Annotated in this window: 15 protein-coding genes; 6 read left to right on the forward strand and 9 right to left on the reverse strand. The window is 45.3% G+C overall.

The genetic code is table 11. From position 1 onward, the window contains the following. Positions 1 to 88: 88 nt before the first annotated feature. Both rpsO and pnp read left to right on the forward strand, forming a co-directional pair. Positions 89 to 358, forward strand: coding sequence for a 30S ribosomal protein S15 (gene rpsO / locus Q9R21_RS11900; RefSeq protein WP_004278577.1), 270 nt, complete (start codon positions 89 to 91; stop codon positions 356 to 358). 260 nt (positions 359 to 618) lie between these two features. Next, positions 619 to 2,706 (forward strand): polyribonucleotide nucleotidyltransferase, encoded by a 2,088-nt coding sequence (gene pnp, locus Q9R21_RS11905; RefSeq protein ID WP_171054287.1) that lies wholly within the window; start codon positions 619 to 621, stop codon positions 2,704 to 2,706. A gap of 138 nt (positions 2,707 to 2,844) precedes the next feature. Here the strand turns inward: pnp and Q9R21_RS11910 are convergent, their stop codons facing one another. The 6 genes from Q9R21_RS11910 to Q9R21_RS11935 form a co-directional block, all read right to left on the reverse strand. Beyond that, positions 2,845 to 3,108 (reverse strand): YdcH family protein, encoded by a 264-nt coding sequence (locus tag Q9R21_RS11910; protein WP_004729352.1) that lies wholly within the window; start codon positions 3,106 to 3,108, stop codon positions 2,845 to 2,847. A gap of 89 nt (positions 3,109 to 3,197) precedes the next feature. Next, positions 3,198 to 3,527, reverse strand: a complete 330-nt coding sequence (locus Q9R21_RS11915) for a chaperone modulator CbpM (RefSeq protein ID WP_004278573.1) — start codon at positions 3,525 to 3,527, stop codon at positions 3,198 to 3,200. A gap of 484 nt (positions 3,528 to 4,011) precedes the next feature. Then, positions 4,012 to 4,473: a DUF2147 domain-containing protein gene (locus tag Q9R21_RS11920; protein ID WP_004647343.1), complete on the reverse strand. Its 462-nt coding sequence runs from the start codon at positions 4,471 to 4,473 to the stop codon at positions 4,012 to 4,014. A 321-nt stretch (positions 4,474 to 4,794) separates the two neighbouring features. Then, the gene (locus tag Q9R21_RS11925) at positions 4,795 to 5,670 is read right to left on the reverse strand and encodes an Hsp33 family molecular chaperone HslO (RefSeq protein ID WP_004278571.1); all 876 of its coding nucleotides are present in this window, start codon (positions 5,668 to 5,670) and stop codon (positions 4,795 to 4,797) included. Positions 5,671 to 5,720: 50 nt separating this feature from the next. Further along, complete coding sequence (locus Q9R21_RS11930; RefSeq protein ID WP_311204560.1) at positions 5,721 to 7,574, reverse strand: cation:proton antiporter; 1,854 nt, start codon at positions 7,572 to 7,574, stop codon at positions 5,721 to 5,723. A gap of 75 nt (positions 7,575 to 7,649) precedes the next feature. Then, complete coding sequence (locus Q9R21_RS11935; protein ID WP_311204561.1) at positions 7,650 to 9,872, reverse strand: primosomal protein N'; 2,223 nt, start codon at positions 9,870 to 9,872, stop codon at positions 7,650 to 7,652. Positions 9,873 to 10,022: 150 nt separating this feature from the next. Here Q9R21_RS11935 and gspF point away from each other — a divergent pair, with 150 nt between their 5' ends. The 3 genes from gspF to Q9R21_RS11950 all read left to right on the forward strand — a co-directional run bounded on the left by gspF (position 10,023) and on the right by Q9R21_RS11950 (position 12,362). Then, positions 10,023 to 11,228: a type II secretion system inner membrane protein GspF gene (gene gspF, locus Q9R21_RS11940; protein WP_311204562.1), complete on the forward strand. Its 1,206-nt coding sequence runs from the start codon at positions 10,023 to 10,025 to the stop codon at positions 11,226 to 11,228. A 79-nt stretch (positions 11,229 to 11,307) separates the two neighbouring features. Continuing rightward, positions 11,308 to 11,742 (forward strand): type II secretion system major pseudopilin GspG, encoded by a 435-nt coding sequence (gene gspG / locus Q9R21_RS11945; protein ID WP_004278567.1) that lies wholly within the window; start codon positions 11,308 to 11,310, stop codon positions 11,740 to 11,742. 284 nt (positions 11,743 to 12,026) lie between these two features. After that, positions 12,027 to 12,362, forward strand: coding sequence for a hypothetical protein (locus Q9R21_RS11950; RefSeq protein ID WP_121980075.1), 336 nt, complete (start codon positions 12,027 to 12,029; stop codon positions 12,360 to 12,362). Between the two features lie 154 nt (positions 12,363 to 12,516). Here Q9R21_RS11950 and lnt read toward each other — a convergent pair whose 3' ends face one another. Both lnt and Q9R21_RS11960 read right to left on the reverse strand, forming a co-directional pair. Further along, on the reverse strand, positions 12,517 to 14,076 hold the full coding sequence (gene lnt / locus Q9R21_RS11955; RefSeq protein ID WP_005261637.1) for an apolipoprotein N-acyltransferase: 1,560 nt from the start codon (positions 14,074 to 14,076) through the stop codon (positions 12,517 to 12,519). After that, entirely contained in the window at positions 14,073 to 14,912 is an 840-nt protein-coding gene (locus Q9R21_RS11960; protein ID WP_004278564.1) for an HlyC/CorC family transporter, read from the reverse strand. Before Q9R21_RS11960 ends, lnt begins: the two co-directional genes overlap by 4 nt. A 201-nt stretch (positions 14,913 to 15,113) precedes the next feature. Here Q9R21_RS11960 and tusA point away from each other — a divergent pair, with 201 nt between their 5' ends. Next, complete coding sequence (gene tusA, locus Q9R21_RS11965; protein ID WP_004729361.1) at positions 15,114 to 15,374, forward strand: sulfurtransferase TusA; 261 nt, start codon at positions 15,114 to 15,116, stop codon at positions 15,372 to 15,374. 211 nt (positions 15,375 to 15,585) lie between these two features. On the opposite strand, the gene Q9R21_RS11970 is transcribed toward tusA, so the two are convergent. After that, on the reverse strand, positions 15,586 to 16,348 hold a 763-nt coding region (locus Q9R21_RS11970; protein WP_311204563.1), incomplete at its 5' end, for a 4Fe-4S dicluster domain-containing protein.

Here is a 16,348-nt window from a genome sequence, read left to right on the forward strand (position 1 = left end):
CTTGCTGTAGTGATGCACGGCAGTCAAGGTTTTGAATTCTCATCACTTTGATTTTTATCAAAATATACAAGCATCTCGGAGAAATCGAATGGCTTTAACTAACGCAGATCGCGCAGAGATCATGGCTAAATTCGCTCGCGCTGAAAACGACACTGGTTCACCAGAAGTTCAAGTAGCTCTTTTAACTGCTCAAATCAATGACTTACAAGGTCACTTCAAAGAGCACAAACACGACCACCATAGCCGTCGCGGTCTAATCCGTATGGTTAACCAACGTCGTAAACTACTTGACTACCTTAACGGTAAAGACCACGGTCGTTATGTAGCATTGATCGGTGCTTTAGGTTTACGTCGTTAATTCGATTTAAACTTTATTTTCGGGTGTATTGCATGCTTTGTGCTGTATTACTGAAAACTAAAGTCGGCTTAGCTTTGCGCTGAGCCAGTGGAAGGGGCGAATGTTTCGCTCCTTCTTTGTGTTTAAAAATAGTATTTAATCTGGTGAGGTCGGCTTCTAAGCTTTGTCATTTACTCGTCCATATGGTCATGAATGCCAAACCTTAGGGGTCTCCACTAGAATAATTGTTCACAAGAACTAGGAAAAAATAAAACATGTCAATGTTTAATATTATTCGTAAAGAATTCCAATTCGGTCAGCACAACGTTATCTTGGAAACAGGTCGTGTTGCCCGTCAGGCAAACACTGTTGTGATCACCATGGGCGGCGTACAAGTACTTGTCGCTGTTGTGGCACAGCCTAAAGCAAAAGCAGGTCAAGACTTCTTCCCATTGACTGTAAACTATCAAGAAAAGCAATATGCTGCTGGTCGTATCCCGGGTGGTTATGGCAAGCGTGAAGGCCGTCAGTCTGAAGCTGAAACTTTGATTTCACGTCTGATTGACCGTCCAATTCGTCCGTTGTTCCCAGAAGGTTACTTCAACGAAATTCAAGTAACAGCCACTGTTATTTCTTCTGATAAGACAATGGATGCTGACATTGCTGCAATGTTGGGTACTTCAGCTGCATTGTCTATTGCTGGTACACCTTTCCGTGGTCCGATTGGTGGCGCGCGCGTTGGTTTAATCAACGGTGAATACATCCTGAACCCAAACCTTGAACAACTTAAAGAGTCTGATCTTGATCTTGTTGTTGCTGGTACTGAAACTGCAGTATTGATGGTTGAATCTGAAGCGAAAGAACTTTCAGAAGACCAAATGCTGGGCGCTGTATTGTTCGGTCATGACGAAATGCAAATTGCGATCCAGGCGATCAAAGAATTTGCTGCAGCTGCAGGCGCGGTTGAATCAACTTGGGTTGCTCCAGTTAAAAACGAAGAACTTCTTGGTAAATTGAAAGAAGCATTCGAAGCGAAAATCTCTGAAGCTTACACGATTGCAGTTAAGCAAGACCGTTATGCGGCACTTGACGCGCTTTATGCAGAAGCAGTTGCACAGTTCGTTCCTGAAAATGACGAAACTGGCATTGCAGAAGAAGTAAATGAGCTGTTCGAAGACCTTAAATACCGTACCGTACGTGACAACATCCTGTCTGGTAAGCCACGTATTGATGGTCGTGATACCAAAACTGTTCGTGCAATCGACGTACAAGTAGGCGTTCTAGATCGTGCTCATGGTTCTGCATTGTTCACACGTGGTGAAACTCAAGCCTTGGTCACAACGACTTTGGGTAATACACGTGATGCGTTGATGGTTGATACTCTTGCAGGTACCAAAACTGACAACTTCATGTTGCACTACAACTTCCCTGCATACTCTGTAGGTGAAACGGGTCGTGAATCTGGTCCTAAGCGTCGTGAAATCGGTCACGGTCGTCTGGCACGTCGTGGTGTTCAAGCTGTACTTCCTGCGGCTGACCGCTTCCCATACGTGATCCGTATCGTATCTGACATCACTGAATCTAACGGTTCATCTTCAATGGCGTCTGTATGTGGTGCTTCATTATCATTGATGGATGCTGGTGTTCCACTTAAAGCACCAGTTGCAGGTATTGCGATGGGTCTAGTGAAAGAAGGCGAGCGTTTCGCAGTTCTTTCTGACATCTTGGGTGATGAAGATCACTTGGGCGACATGGACTTTAAAGTAGCTGGTTCTGCAAACGGTATTACTGCGCTACAAATGGACATCAAGATCGAAGGTATCACTGAAGAGATCATGGAATCTGCATTGAATCAGGCTTATGCGGGTCGTATGCACATCTTGAATGAGATGAACCAGGTGATTTCACGTGCGCGTCCTGAAATTTCGATGCACGCACCGACATTCCAGGTGATCAACATCAACCCGGATAAAATCCGTGATGTGATCGGTAAAGGCGGCGCGACCATTCGTGCAATTACTGAAGAAACTAAAGCGGCGATTGATATCGAAGATAACGGTACAGTTCGCGTATTTGGTGAAACTAAAGCGGCTGCGCAAGCTGCAGTTGCCAAGATTCAGGCACTTACGGCTGAAATCGAGCCAGGTACAATTTATACAGGTAAAGTGATTCGTATTGTTGAATTCGGTGCGTTCGTAAATATCCTGCCAGGTACTGATGGCTTACTTCACATCTCTCAAATCTCAAACGAACGCATTGCGAACGTGGCAGATGTATTGAAAGAAGGTCAGGAAGTAAAAGTACAGGTTGCGGATGTTGATAACCGTGGCCGTATTAAATTAACGATGAAAGACATCGAACAAGTTTAATTCTTAAAAATATTCACATGGGAAAATTCATGTGAATAACAATAAAAAAGCCCTGAGCTTGATCAAAGTGTTTATTTTGGCTGGCTCAGGGCTTTTTTTATGCTTCAGTATTGGTCTGAATGTGGTGTTCAGTTGATCTCAGGTTAAGGGATCTGCTTCAGAGCTTTTTAACAAACGATAAATTTCATCTTTTAATTTCAGTTTTTTACGCTTGATCGCCTCAATATCATTGTTGATATGATTGACTGGATCAAGTTCAAGCTGGCTGATTTCTTTGTCCAACTCGTTATGTTCCTCGAATAACTTGGCAAAATAGGGATTTTCCTCGCGAAGTTGCACAATCAAGTCGCGGTATTCGGGAAACATGTATTTGATTTTCTTATTGCAATCTTTGGTTTTCATAGGGATTCTTATACTCTAATCATAAAATTAAATATAAATATGTTCTGATCTGCACTGAAAAATGCAGATCGACAGAACATGAAAAGGATTTACTTGAAGTGCAAATGTTTGACCTCGCGGCGTAACTCCTGCACTTCATCAATGAGGTCCAGCATCATGGCAACGGCGCTAAATGAGGCATCAAAATCGCGTTGCAGGCGATAGGCGCGTTGTGCACGCGAGATATCTTCACCGAGGAAAGTGCTGGTCGGGGTTGTGGAACGATTGGGTAAAATTCCATGTTCAATTAACTGCATGACCCATTCCGGGCTTTGTCCACAGGCTTCTGCAAAGTGGATCAAGTCAAATGAACGATCGTCCATAATTTCTGAGGGGGTATAACCGTGGGAAAAACTTTCTTGGTACTGAATCGTAGTCATGGGTCTACTCCTTAAACAGCCAAGTGTGCAAAATCCGGAGAAAGGGAAGGTGCTAAAATAGAACGCTTTCCAATCCTTGGACATGCAGACTCAGAGTGATGACTCAAATGATCATGAGTGAAGAGTCGGGATGTGCCAGTAGTTGATGGATCAGTCGGTCTGACCGGATATCTATCAGCAGCATGCGAGGCAAAGAAGGTTAAAGCTGAAGTTGTTTTTATAATTTTATGTGTTATCGACAAAGCGTATTCAATCACTTTCCTGTGTTGAATAGAGGGCGCCATATTAGGGCTGCAAAGCAGACCAGAGGGCAAAATTGAACGAGGCTGAAGATTGATCATCATAAGTGGATAAAAAATAACCGTCTTCGATCCATTATTATGACTTTGCCTGCTCCAAAACAGTTTTTATTTGTACCTTATTGTTTCAAATCATGACAAAGAAAAAAGCCCCTGATATAGGGGCTTTGAAAATCTTTCTGAAATTAATATTTTACCCAAGTAACACTGCGACCAATTACCGATACCCCCACATAACCACGCAAGGTCAGACGTTTACCATTAGCACTTAAGCGTGCTTTACCTTTGTAAACTTTGCCACTGATCGGATCAAGCACTTTGCCATCATGGTATTCACGCGGCTTTTTCGGATCTGCCTTAAAATCCCAGATAAACGGCAGGCCTAGAAAAGGTTTGTTCTTGAGCTGACCTGGACATTTATGACAGATCCCCATTTTTTCTGCGCCAGGCAAGCTGCGTGTTTCGACAATCACTCCTTCATAACTGCCATCTGCTTTCTTGCGAATTTCTACATCCGCACGAGAATAACCCGATTGATCATCGATGGTTTTCCATTTACCCAATAACGGATCTTCATAGGCAAAGGCCAGGCTAGAGACTGCGGCCAAACTCATCCCCATTACTAGAGTATTCAATAATTTTCTCATAACATACCTGTTAAATTGATGATGTATTCATTTTAGAATTATTACTCTAATTTATTTTAAAAGCATAATTAAATCAAGAGTATGAACTGTGCAGTCTTTCTCATAATTTTTTGAAAATGATGAATATTCAGGTTTTGTTAGTGTGAATAGTCTTATAATTCAACAGGGATTCTTAGATTGGATTCACAGGAGAGTTTGATTCAGGGAGTAGACGGGTTTTCTACTGTAGGGGAATACGCTTTGTTGAGCTCAGTCGACCAGGTGTTAAAATACAAAAAAAGCATTCCGGGGAATGCTTTTAAACTTAAGGATTAGAACTGCTTAGCTCAGGTGTTTACCAAATAGACCCAAGGCTTCTTCAGCGGTAAAGGTATACTGGCTATTACAGAACTGACAGTCCATCTCGATCGGATTCTGGAATTCCAGCGTTTCACGGATCGACTCTATTCCGATTTGCTGTAAAGCGACTGCACAACGCTCTTTAGAGCAGGTACAACCAAACTTCAACACTTCCGTATCTGGCAGACGCACTTCTTCTTCGTTATATAAACGGTACAGAATATCAGTGGCTTGCAAACCGACTAACTCTTCAGTTTTTAGAGTCTCTGTGAGCATGGTCAGACGTGGCCATAGATCTTCATCTACCCGGCGTTGTTCTTCTTCACTATTACGTGGTAATAACTGAATCAGTAAACCACCTGCACGCTGATGGTCACTTGCCAGTACAATACGCGTCGGAATCTGTGCAGACAGGTCATAATACTGCATCAGACAGCCCGCCAGATTTTCTTTATCAAGGGGTACAATCCCCTGATAACGCTCACCAAATTCTGGTTCGATATTGATGAATAGAACCGGAGAGGTGAGTGATTTCAACACTGTACTACTGTCTTCACCGACCAGAAAGTGCGGATCTTCTTCATAGTCAGCCAGAGCGCGAACTTCACCCAAATGGTTACATTCAGCCATAGCCCATTTAAATGTGCCCGATGCCTGAATTTGCAGGCTGATACGCCCTTTAATCTTCAATGTACTGGCCAGCAGTGCAGTGGCACTAAGCATTTCACCTAGCAGGATTTTAACTGCAGGCGCATAGTCACGTTGCGCTAAAATGGTTTGTAAAGCTTCTTCAAGATGCACCACTTCACCACGAACAGGGCTATCTTCAATAAAAAAGCGTTGGCGTAAATCAGACATAAAATTCTCCATAACCCTGCTTTAATGGTGTCATTATTGTAAAACACAAGTTAGGACAGTTCATCTCTTAACGTATCAATTCCTGCGCCGTTTGTATCCTGTTGCTGCGGTGTAGCCTGTTTTTGCACTTTATGGCGTTGATCCTGGGTAAACAGATGCTCCAGTTCAGCCAAACTGCTGCGCTGATTTTCATAATTTGGATGTTCATCCGGATCCAGATGATATTGACTATTGAGCAACTTTTCATCCTGTTCACGGAAGTTTTGAATCTGTTGCAGGCTTTCTTCCGGGTCAGGATTGAGCTGGGTTAATAAGGCTTGACTGAGTTCCAAGGCGGAAAGATAAGTTTCACGCCAGATATGTTTCACGCCCAAATCCTGCAATAAATGCACATGATGTCGATCACGGGCGCGGACCCATAAACAGGTTTCAGGATAATTCAGCCGCAGATGCCGCACGATCAGCATTGAGTCTTCAATATCGTCAATCGCCACAATCACCTGTTGTGCTGTGGCAATACCGGTCTGTATCAAGGCTTCGGGTTCTGTTGCATCCGCCTGATAGAAAGGGATATCGTACTGCGCCAGAAGTTCAGTGGCTGGCACATTGCTGTCCATGACACTAAAGGCATGTTGCTGCTGCAGTAAAATCCGGGCGATAATTTGCCCGAAGCGGCCAAAGCCAATCAGCAGGATTGGTGTATGGGCTTGAGGATTAATATCAGTTTCAAAAGTCGCTGCCAGATGATTGTGGCGATCCAGACGCGGTAAGATCTGACTGTGCAATAACCAATAAAATGCGGGGGTCAGCAGCAAGGAAAAACTCACCATCCACAGCAAGGGAGAGAGCAGATCAGCCGCAATAATCTGGTCGGAAACCGCAATCACCAGTGCCAGTAAAGCAAATTCGCCACCTTGTGCCAGACTGGCTGCTAACAAGGTGCTATTGCGCCAGCTATTTTGATGATAACGCGCCAATGCCAGGTTGATTGCAAACTTGCCCAAGATTAAAATGAGGGTGCCACCGAGAATCATCCAGGGGAAATTGAGCAGATCAGCTAAGTGCAGTGACATGCCCAGACTGATAAAGGCTAGGCCCATCAACAGACCCTGAAAAGGCCGAATCGCGCTTTCTACCGCAGGCCGGAAATCTGAATCTGCCAGTAAAATGCCGGCAAATAAGGCACCGAGAAATAGATTCAGGCCGAGGGTATTCATTAACACCAACAATGCCAAGGTCACCGCAATCGCTACAATCGCATGCAGTTCGTGACTGCCACTTTTAGCAATCCAGCGATACAACGGCTGCATCAAGTAACGATTACACAGGAACAGACCGCTTAACGTCGCGATGAGGGCAGCAAAGTAGGCCACGCCATGTTCGGTCGAGCGAATCCCGGCAAATAAGGGAATGGCTGCAATCACCAGAATGGCCAACAGAGCATGAATCAGCAGAATCGAATAGGCTTGCTGACCATAGCTGGTGGCGAACTGTTCCTGATGATTGAGATGTTGAAGCACCAAAGTCAGGGCGGACAAACTGCCGGCGAGTCCAATTACAATGCTGGCGAGTAGGCTTTGCTGAAGGAAAACCCAGGCCATGAGCGTGAAAATCAGGGTGCTGATTAGTACCTGTAAAGCAGCCATCATCCACAGGGAGGGATTAATCTGCACAATGCGTTGTGGTCTGAGTTGCAGGCCGATCCAGAACATCAGTGCCATCAGGCTGACTTGCATGAAACTACTCATGACTTCGGGTGTCTGAATCAGGTGCAAAAGGCTTGGACTTAAGATGATCCCTGTTAACAGATAGCCCAGCACACTTGGCAATCTGAGCCTTTTACTCAGTGGCACTATCAACAGTGCAATGACCAGAACCAGTGTTATTTGTAACAGTATCGACATTTTCCTGCCCTAAATTTATTCTTGATCCAGACTTGCAGTTTCGTATTCCAGATCGATCCTCAGGCGCAATATCTTTTAGCTCAGTTCCTGAGGGTCGATGTCCAGCGTGAGCTTCATGCTAGAAGGTTTGTCCTGCAGCATGTTTTGCCACCAGCTACGCACATAGTAATGCAAACGTGGACGATCCGCTGACAATAGCACCATATGCGACTGATAGCGTCCGGCCTTACGTTCCATTGGCGCAGGAATTGGTCCCCAGATGTCCAGCGCCAGATCAGGATATTGCCTGAGGAGTGCTGCATGTTTCTGTAAGAATTCGGTATTTTGTGCCTGATCCTTGGATTCACAGCGAATCAGGATGGCATAACGGTAGGGCGGCATTCTGGCCATCTGCCGTTCTTTTAAGGTCTGCTGGGCAAATACGCGATAATTTTCATTCACTAAGGTGTTCAGCAGGGCATGATCAGGTCTGAGGGTCTGCAGATAAACATCGCCTTTATGTTCACCACGTCCGGCACGGCCAGCCACTTGCACGATCAGTTGCGCAGTCCGTTCAGTAGCACGGAAGTCCACACTCAGCAGACCGGAATCAATATCCAGAATCGCCACCAGCGTCACATAAGGAAAATGATGCCCCTTGGCCAGCATCTGGGTGCCGAGTAGAATCGCCGGTTCGCTTTTCTGAATCTTGTTATAGATTTTTTGCCAGCTGCCGACCCGACTGGTGGAATCGCGATCGACCCGAATCACCTCAAAATCCGGAAATAGCTCATTTAAATGTTCTTCGACTTTGCCGGTGCCCATACCCAGTGTAACCAGTTCCTGATGCTGACATTGCGGGCAGTGTTCCGGCATACGGTGAATAGTACCGCAGTGATGGCAATGCAGATGCTGATAAGGCTGACGGTGTACAGTGAAGTTGGCATCACAGTGCGGACATTGCGCCTGCCAGCCACAGCTGCCACAAAGCAGAACGGGGGCATAGCCACGGCGGTTTAAAAAAATCAGCACCTGTTCTTTTTTCTCCAGACGCTTTTTGATGTCCTGAATCAATTGCAGGCTAATCCCATGCTTTTTTTGCGCAACTTTTAAATCTAGAATGTGGATTTTTGGCATCAGTGCAGTACCGGCACGCTGGTTCAGCTCCAGTACCTGCATCTTGCCATGTTCCACCAGCGCATAACTGTCAATACTTGGTGTGGCTGACCCTAAGATTACCGGACATTGCTGTAAATGGCCGCGGTACAGAGCGACATCTCGGGCATGATAGCGGAAGCCTTCCTGCTGTTTAAAGGACAGGTCATGTTCTTCATCCAGAATGATCAGGCCTAGATTCGGCATTGGCGTATAAATGGCAGAACGTGTACCAAGCACAATCGAGGCTTTGCCGGTTTCCGCCGATTGCCAGGCTTGTAGCCGTTTGGAATCATTCAGGCCGGAGTGCAGCAGTGCGATATGGCAATGAAAACGGGACTGAAAACGGCTGATGGTTTGCGGTGTCAGGCCAATTTCCGGTACCAGCACCAGCACCTGTTTGCCCTGTTTTAGTACCTGCTCCATGATCTGCAAATACACTTCAGTTTTACCGCTGCCGGTCAGACCATCCAGTAAAAAAGCCTGATATTGATTGCGAAATTTTAATACCTGTTTGACTGCATATTTTTGTTCAGGATTGGCCGTTAGCGGCATCTGTGCCAATTGCATCGGCTGTGGACTGAAATCTTGTGGCTCCAGCACACAGGCACAAATCTCTTTTTTCTCCAGTGCTTTTAAGGTCGCAGTTTCAATCCCGGCCATATTCAGCACATTTTCAGTGGTCCCGACCGGATGCAGTTTTAAAATCCGGTAGGCTTCCTGCTGCTTGTCCGAACGGCGTACTTTGGCCTCGGCATCAGGGTCCAGCAATTTCCAGGTACGAGCTAGCAGGTTATAAGGCTTACCCTGACGCAGGAGAGTTGGCAGGGCACTGTGAACGACTTCACCGATCGGGAACTGATAATACTGCGCTGACCATGTCAACAAACTTAAAACTTTGCTATCTATAATGGCACGTTCATCAAGTAGTTCGGTCACTGCCTTAAGTTTAAAGCGCGGATCGAGAGGAGTGTCTGCGGACAGTTTTTCGATAATCACCCCGACCAGATTCTGACGTCCAAATGACACCATTACACGTGCGCCAATCTGTGCCTGTTTAAATTGTTCTGCACTCATCGTGTAATCAAAACAATCAAATACATGCACAGGTACAGCAACGCGTACGCGATAAATTGAACTTAAATCGGTGTGGGAATTTTGCATATCTTGGGGTGGAGATCCTGAAGAAATTTCGTCGTGCTTAAAGTTCGATTATGTTAGAGTGAGTAGATAATTTATATCAAAGAATATGAATGATTTCGGTGGTCTGACGCAACAGCGTTGAGCAAAATTTTGGAAAATTAGAGCATTACAATGCCTGCATATCAGTTTATTGCGCTTGATGCTTCAGGAAAGCAGCAAAAAGGCGTGCTGGAGGGGGATTCTGCACGTCAGATCCGGCAACAATTACGGGATAAAGCACTTATTCCTGTCTCTGTTGATCCTGTTGAAAAAAAAGACCAGCAGCATCGTCGAAAATGGTTTGAAAAAAGTATTACCGCCTATGATCTGGCTCTCATGACCCGGCAGCTGTCCGTGCTAGTCGCCGCCGCGATTCCATTGGAAGAAGCCATCCGTGCTGTTGGCAAGCAAAGCGAAAAAGTACATGTACAAAACCTGCTGATGTCAGTGCGCTCAAAAGTGCTGGAAGGGCATAGTCTGGCGCAGGGCCTGCAGCAATCCGGACGTTTTCCTGAACTGTATATTGCCACAATTGCTGCCGGTGAACGTTCCGGACATCTGGACCTGATTCTGGATCAGTTGGCTGACTATACCGAAAACCGGTTTGCCATGCAGAAAAAAATTCAAGGTGCAATGATCTATCCGATTATTCTGATGCTGATGTCCTTTGCGATTGTGATGGGGCTGATGACCTATGTGGTGCCGGATATCGTCAAGACTTTTGATCAGAGTAAAGACGCCTTGCCGTGGATTACTGTGGCCTTGATGAAAGCCAGTGATTTCATCCGCATTGCCTGGCCATTTTTATTGATCGGTGGTGCTTTGGGGATTTTCCTGTTGGTCCGGTTTTTAAGAACCACCGCCGGGCATTATGCCTTTGACCGTCTGACCTTAAAATTGCCTTTATTCGGCAAATTGTCACGCGGGATTAATGCCGCACGTTTTGCCAGTACCTTATCCATTTTGACCCAGTCTGGCGTGCCTCTGGTTGATGCATTGCGGATTGGTGCCGCAGTCAGTAACAACTGGGTGATCCGGGATTCTGTCAATCTGGCAGCGGAAAAAGTCACTGAAGGTGGTAACCTGGCAACCCAACTGGAACGCAGTGGTTATTTCCCGCCGATGATGGTACAAATGATCAAAAGTGGTGAAGCATCCGGTGAACTGGACCGCATGCTGGAACGTGCTTCACAGATGCAGGATCGCGAAGTGACCACCCTGATTTCAACTTTACTGGCCTTGCTGGAACCTTTAATGCTGGTACTGATGGCCAGTATCGTTTTGGTCATTGTGATTGCAGTGATGCTGCCAATTGTGAATATGAATAATATGATTTAAACAGAAGCCAGTTAGAATTTTGCTGTGATCAAGATTCAAGTGGAAATTCTGAATGATGCAAATAAATGAGAGAGATTGAATGAAAAGGAATCAATTAAATAAACAGACGGGCTTTACCTTAATCGAAGTCATGGTGGTGATTGTTATTCTCGGTGTGCTTGCTGCGCTGATCGTTCCGAACGTGATGGGACGTGGTGAAAAGGCCAAAGTCGATACCACCGTGATCAAGTTACAAAGCATTGCAGGTTCACTGGATCAATACAAGCTGGACAATGGCAAGTATCCAAGTATGCAGGAAGGTGGTCTGGATGCACTGGTGAATCAGCCAGCGACTGCAAAAAACTGGGTGCCAGGCGGTTATGTCAAGGGTGGTTTTCCAAAAGACAGCTGGGATAATGAACTGCAATATGTGATTCCGGGTACCGATGGTCGCAGCTTCGATCTGTATTCATTTGGTGCAGATGGTCAATCGGGTGGTGAAGGAACAGATGCCGATATTTATTATCAGCCTTAATTGAGAATCATTATAAATTCTCGATAGATGGCATATATCACTTCACTTAATAGGCTATTTCAATACGAAGTGAAGTGATAATAACTCTTAATTATTAAATATAATGTAAGTTAATGATATTTATAATAATGCAATAATAAAATTGATATGCGAGTTATAATAAGAATTATTCCCATATTTATCTATTACAATTCTCGTAAAATATGAATAAACATAAACTTTCTATTTATTTAAAAAAGCTCATAATGATCTGAATGGCACTTGACTCGCCAACGGAGAAGCACATGAAAGCATTTATTCTGGGAGATGAAATCAATCAATTTCATTGGTCGATGCTGAAATCTGTTCTTCTGGTCTTAAGCATGTTGCCGATCAGTCAGGGTATTGTCCATTTATGGCAGAGCACCGAAGGCAGCAGCCAGATTATGGTGGCTTTTTTTGCTATCAGCTTGATGAGCAGTTTATTGGTCCTGTGTTTCTGGTCAGCATTAAATGCGAGTGTAATCCGCATTCAAGCCGAACAAGGTTCAGCATTTGAGCAGACACTGGTTAGCCTGTATCGTCATGTGCCGATGTTGTCTCTTGCCAGTATGGTGTGTTATCTGGCTATACAGTTTTAAGTTTTAAAGAGATAAAAAACCGAGGCTGTGACCTCGGTTTTTTATTGCCTTGAGTGTTCTTCGCTTTCGTAAAGGAAGCTTAGGAGGGGTTGATAAAATGCTATATTCAGGAATCCTCCTAAGTCCCCCTTTGTAAAAGAAGGACTTGAAGAAATTATCTTCTTGACTTAAAGCTAACATCCACTTTACGTGGACGGAAGCGCCATCCAATAAGCAAAAGCAGAACCGAGAAGATCATCACTGGCCAATCACTGAGTTTCATATACAGCGTTTCGCCCTGCATGGCTGGAAGTTCACCACGTAATACCGCTTCCTGATCCACCGGGGCTTTTTTTACGATGTGGCCATTGTGGTCAATAAAGGCGGTTACACCGGTATTGGTGGCGCGAATAAACCAGCGGCCATTTTCTTTAGCACGCATTTGCACCATTTGCAGATGCTGTAATGGTCCTGCCGTGCCGGTAAACCAGGCATCATTAGACACGGTCACCAGAAAATCACTTTGGCTGGCATTGCGACGGGTCAAATTCGGGTAGGCCACTTCATAGCAAATTGCAGAACCCAATGGATGATTTTTCACATTCAATGGTTTTTGATGATCTGCGCCCCGGGTAAAACCACTCATGGAAGGATCATTTTGCAGACCTGGCAAGACCCAGCTCAGCCAGCCTGATAAGGGGATATATTCACCAAAGGGAACCAGTCGTTGCTTCTTGTATAGGCCATCGGATTCATCGCCACTGGCCATAATACTATTGTAATATTTTGGATAGCCCGCAGTCTGCGATTCGGCTAAATCCCAATATGGAATGCCGGTCACCCATGCAGTGCCTGATTTTTCAGCTTGTACTTTCATGGCCTCCAGAAAGGCTTCAATATCAGTCTGGAACATGGGAATCGAAGATTCCGGCCAGACGATCAGATCACGGCCCCATTCGGTTTTACTCAAATTGGCATAAATCAATAAGGTCTTCACCTGATATTCAGTTAGCCATTTCAAGTCTTGCGGAATATTGCCCTGAATCAGGGAAACCGTTAAAGGCTTTTGATTTTTTTGCTCAACAAACGTCAGCTGTGCTGCGCCCCAGGCACCGAGTAATAAAACTGCCGAAGGAATAGCCCAGAACAGGCGTCTATTCAGAATTTCAACCAGTGCACAGGCCAGAATGATCACCACGAAAGACACCCCGAACACCCCGAATAAAGGCGCATAAGCATCCAAGTAGCGTTCGGTAAAGGCATAGCCAGCAAATAGCCACGGGAAACCGGTAAAGACCCAAGTCTTGGACCATTCAAACAGCACCCAGAGCGGGGCAAAGGTTAAAGGGGTTTCTGGGAAAAAGCGGCGATAGACAAACGTTTGAACGGCACTAAACAGTCCCATCACCAGTGCCATAATCAGGATCATTACAACGCTGAGAAATGCGCTGGTATCGCCATAGACATGAATCGAGGTATACAGCCAGAATGCGCCGACAAACCACAAGCCGATCCCATAAGCCCAGCCAATGCCAAAGGCCTGTTTTGCGCTACGTCCGCGCAGGCAAGCATAGAGCAGTGCTGGAGACAGAATCGCCAGCCACCAGTAATGATAAGGGGCTAGTGCTAAACTAAAGATGGCACCTGCAAATAAGGCAATTAAAACAGGATAGATTAGCGGCAAAGGTTTTTGCTGTTGAGACGAACTCAACAGCTTATCGAAATACGCTCTCATTGGCGCACGGCTCGAATTAGATGAATAGAGCGTGAATCCGCCTCAAGAATGGTAAATTGCCAGTTTTCCAGTTCAATGGTTTGACCTTCAAGGTCACTCACCAGACCAATTTCCTGTAATAACAAGCCGCCCATGGTTTCCACTTCATCATCAGGGAAAGTCGCATCCAGCATATTATTGAAATACTCAATCGGAGTCAGGGCTTGGACTACCCAGGTATTGGCGGTAGTCGGGTCGTTATCCGGAACAATGTAGTATGCTTCTTCGTCAGCATTGTCATGTTCATCTTCAATTTCACCGACAATTTCTTCCAGAATATCTTCCAGTGTCACCAGACCCGAAGTCGTACCGTATTCATCAATCACCACCGCAATATGCGTCTGGGTATTCTTTAACATGCGCAGCACCTGATCGGAGCGGGCACTTTCCGGAACAAATAAAGGCTGACGCATAAGCGCGCGAATATCGACTTTGGCCGTCGGTTCAGTTAGAAAAGGCAATAAATCCTTGGCCAATAGAATGCCGACTACATTGTCGGTCTGATCGGATGAAAATACCGGAAAACGTGAATGCGCAGACTCGACCAGCACATGCAGGATATCCAGCAGTTGGTCATCTTCCTGTAAGCTGATCATGGACGTGCGAGGCGTCATGACTTCACGAATTTTGGTTGCCGGGAGGTCAAGAACGCCCTCAAGCATGGCAACAGTATCGGGTTCTAAAAATCGACGTGAATCTTGTACTAATTTTAGCAGTTCGTCGCGAGTTTCGGGTGCAGTTCCCAGCCATTTGCGTAAGCCGCGCATACCCCACGACGGGCCTGATTCCTCGTGCATGATTTTTCCTGAAGACTCTTAATATCTAAAAAAACGTGGTTTTATCATACCGCAGAAAATACGCTTGTCTATTGTAAATATGATGCGCAGTCTTGATCGCGTGAGTCAGCGCTGATTTTAAAACTGGCCATGTATGCAAAGCAGCAATGTAATCGCAGCTTTATGCTAAAATATGGCAGTCTTTCCATCCTGAGTCTATCGATGTCCCCAACTGAAATTATTCCAAGTCTGCAATTGAATACCCGAGGTTTGCGTTGTCCTGAGCCAGTGATGATGTTGCATCAGGCGATCCGTAAATCCAAGGCAGGTGATGTGGTTGAGGTGTTTGCCACGGATAATTCAACGTCGTGGGATATTCCAAAATTCTGTATGCATTTGGGGCATGAGTTGCTATTGCAGGAAGAACGTCTGGATGAAAATGGCAATAAAGAATTTCATTATTTAGTGAAGAAAGGCGGCTAAAGAGATAAACGACAGATGAGCTCAATGATCTGTCCCTATTTAGGAAATAAAACTCCACAAATCTGTGAAATTAAATAGATGAATGGGCAAGAACTGAAATTTTAAATATTTATCCACAAATAAACCCGCTTAAAAGCGGGTTTATTTTTTATCTGATAATCAGATTAAATGTTCGGATATGAACAGCACTGCTGCGCAAGAACTATCCAAATTACATGTTAGGGTAATTCGGACCACCACCACCTTCCGGTGTCACCCAGGTGATGTTCTGGGACGGATCCTTGATGTCACAGGTCTTGCAGTGTACACAGTTGGCTGCATTGATCTGGAAACGCTTGGAACCGTCATTATTTTCCATGATCTCATAAACACCCGCCGGGCAGTAACGCTGCGCAGGCTCGTCCCATTTCGGTAGATTTACTTCTACCGGAATTGAAGCATCGGTCAGTTTCAAATGTGCTGGCTGGTTCTCTTCATGCACGGTATTCGATACAAACACCGAAGACAGACGGTCAAAGGTCAGCTTGCCATCCGGTTTCGGATAGTTTGGCTTGAAGCTTTCAGCCGCCTGGGTTTTCAACGCAGCATGATCCTGAACCAGATCATGCAGGGTGAACGGAACTTTAAACACGTTCTGATCGATAAAGTTGAATGCACCACCGATCCATTGACCGAACTTGTGCATTGCAGGACCGAAGTTACGCGAGTTGTATAACTCTTCTTTCAGCCAGCTGTTGTTGAACTTGTCGGTATACGCGGTCAATTCTTTAACAAAGAAATCTTCGCCCTCTACAACACGTGCCACCGCCAGATCACCGCCTTTTTCTACACCCGCAGCAATGGCTTCAAATACCGCTTCACCGCAAAGCATGCCGGATTTCATTGCCGTATGAGAACCCTTAATCTTGGCAAAGTTCAGGAAACCGGCATCATCACCAATCAATGAGCCACCCGGGAAGGTGAATTTTGGTAGC

Source organism: Acinetobacter sp. RG5 (assembly GCF_031844265.1).
Classification (GTDB): domain Bacteria; phylum Pseudomonadota; class Gammaproteobacteria; order Pseudomonadales; family Moraxellaceae; genus Acinetobacter.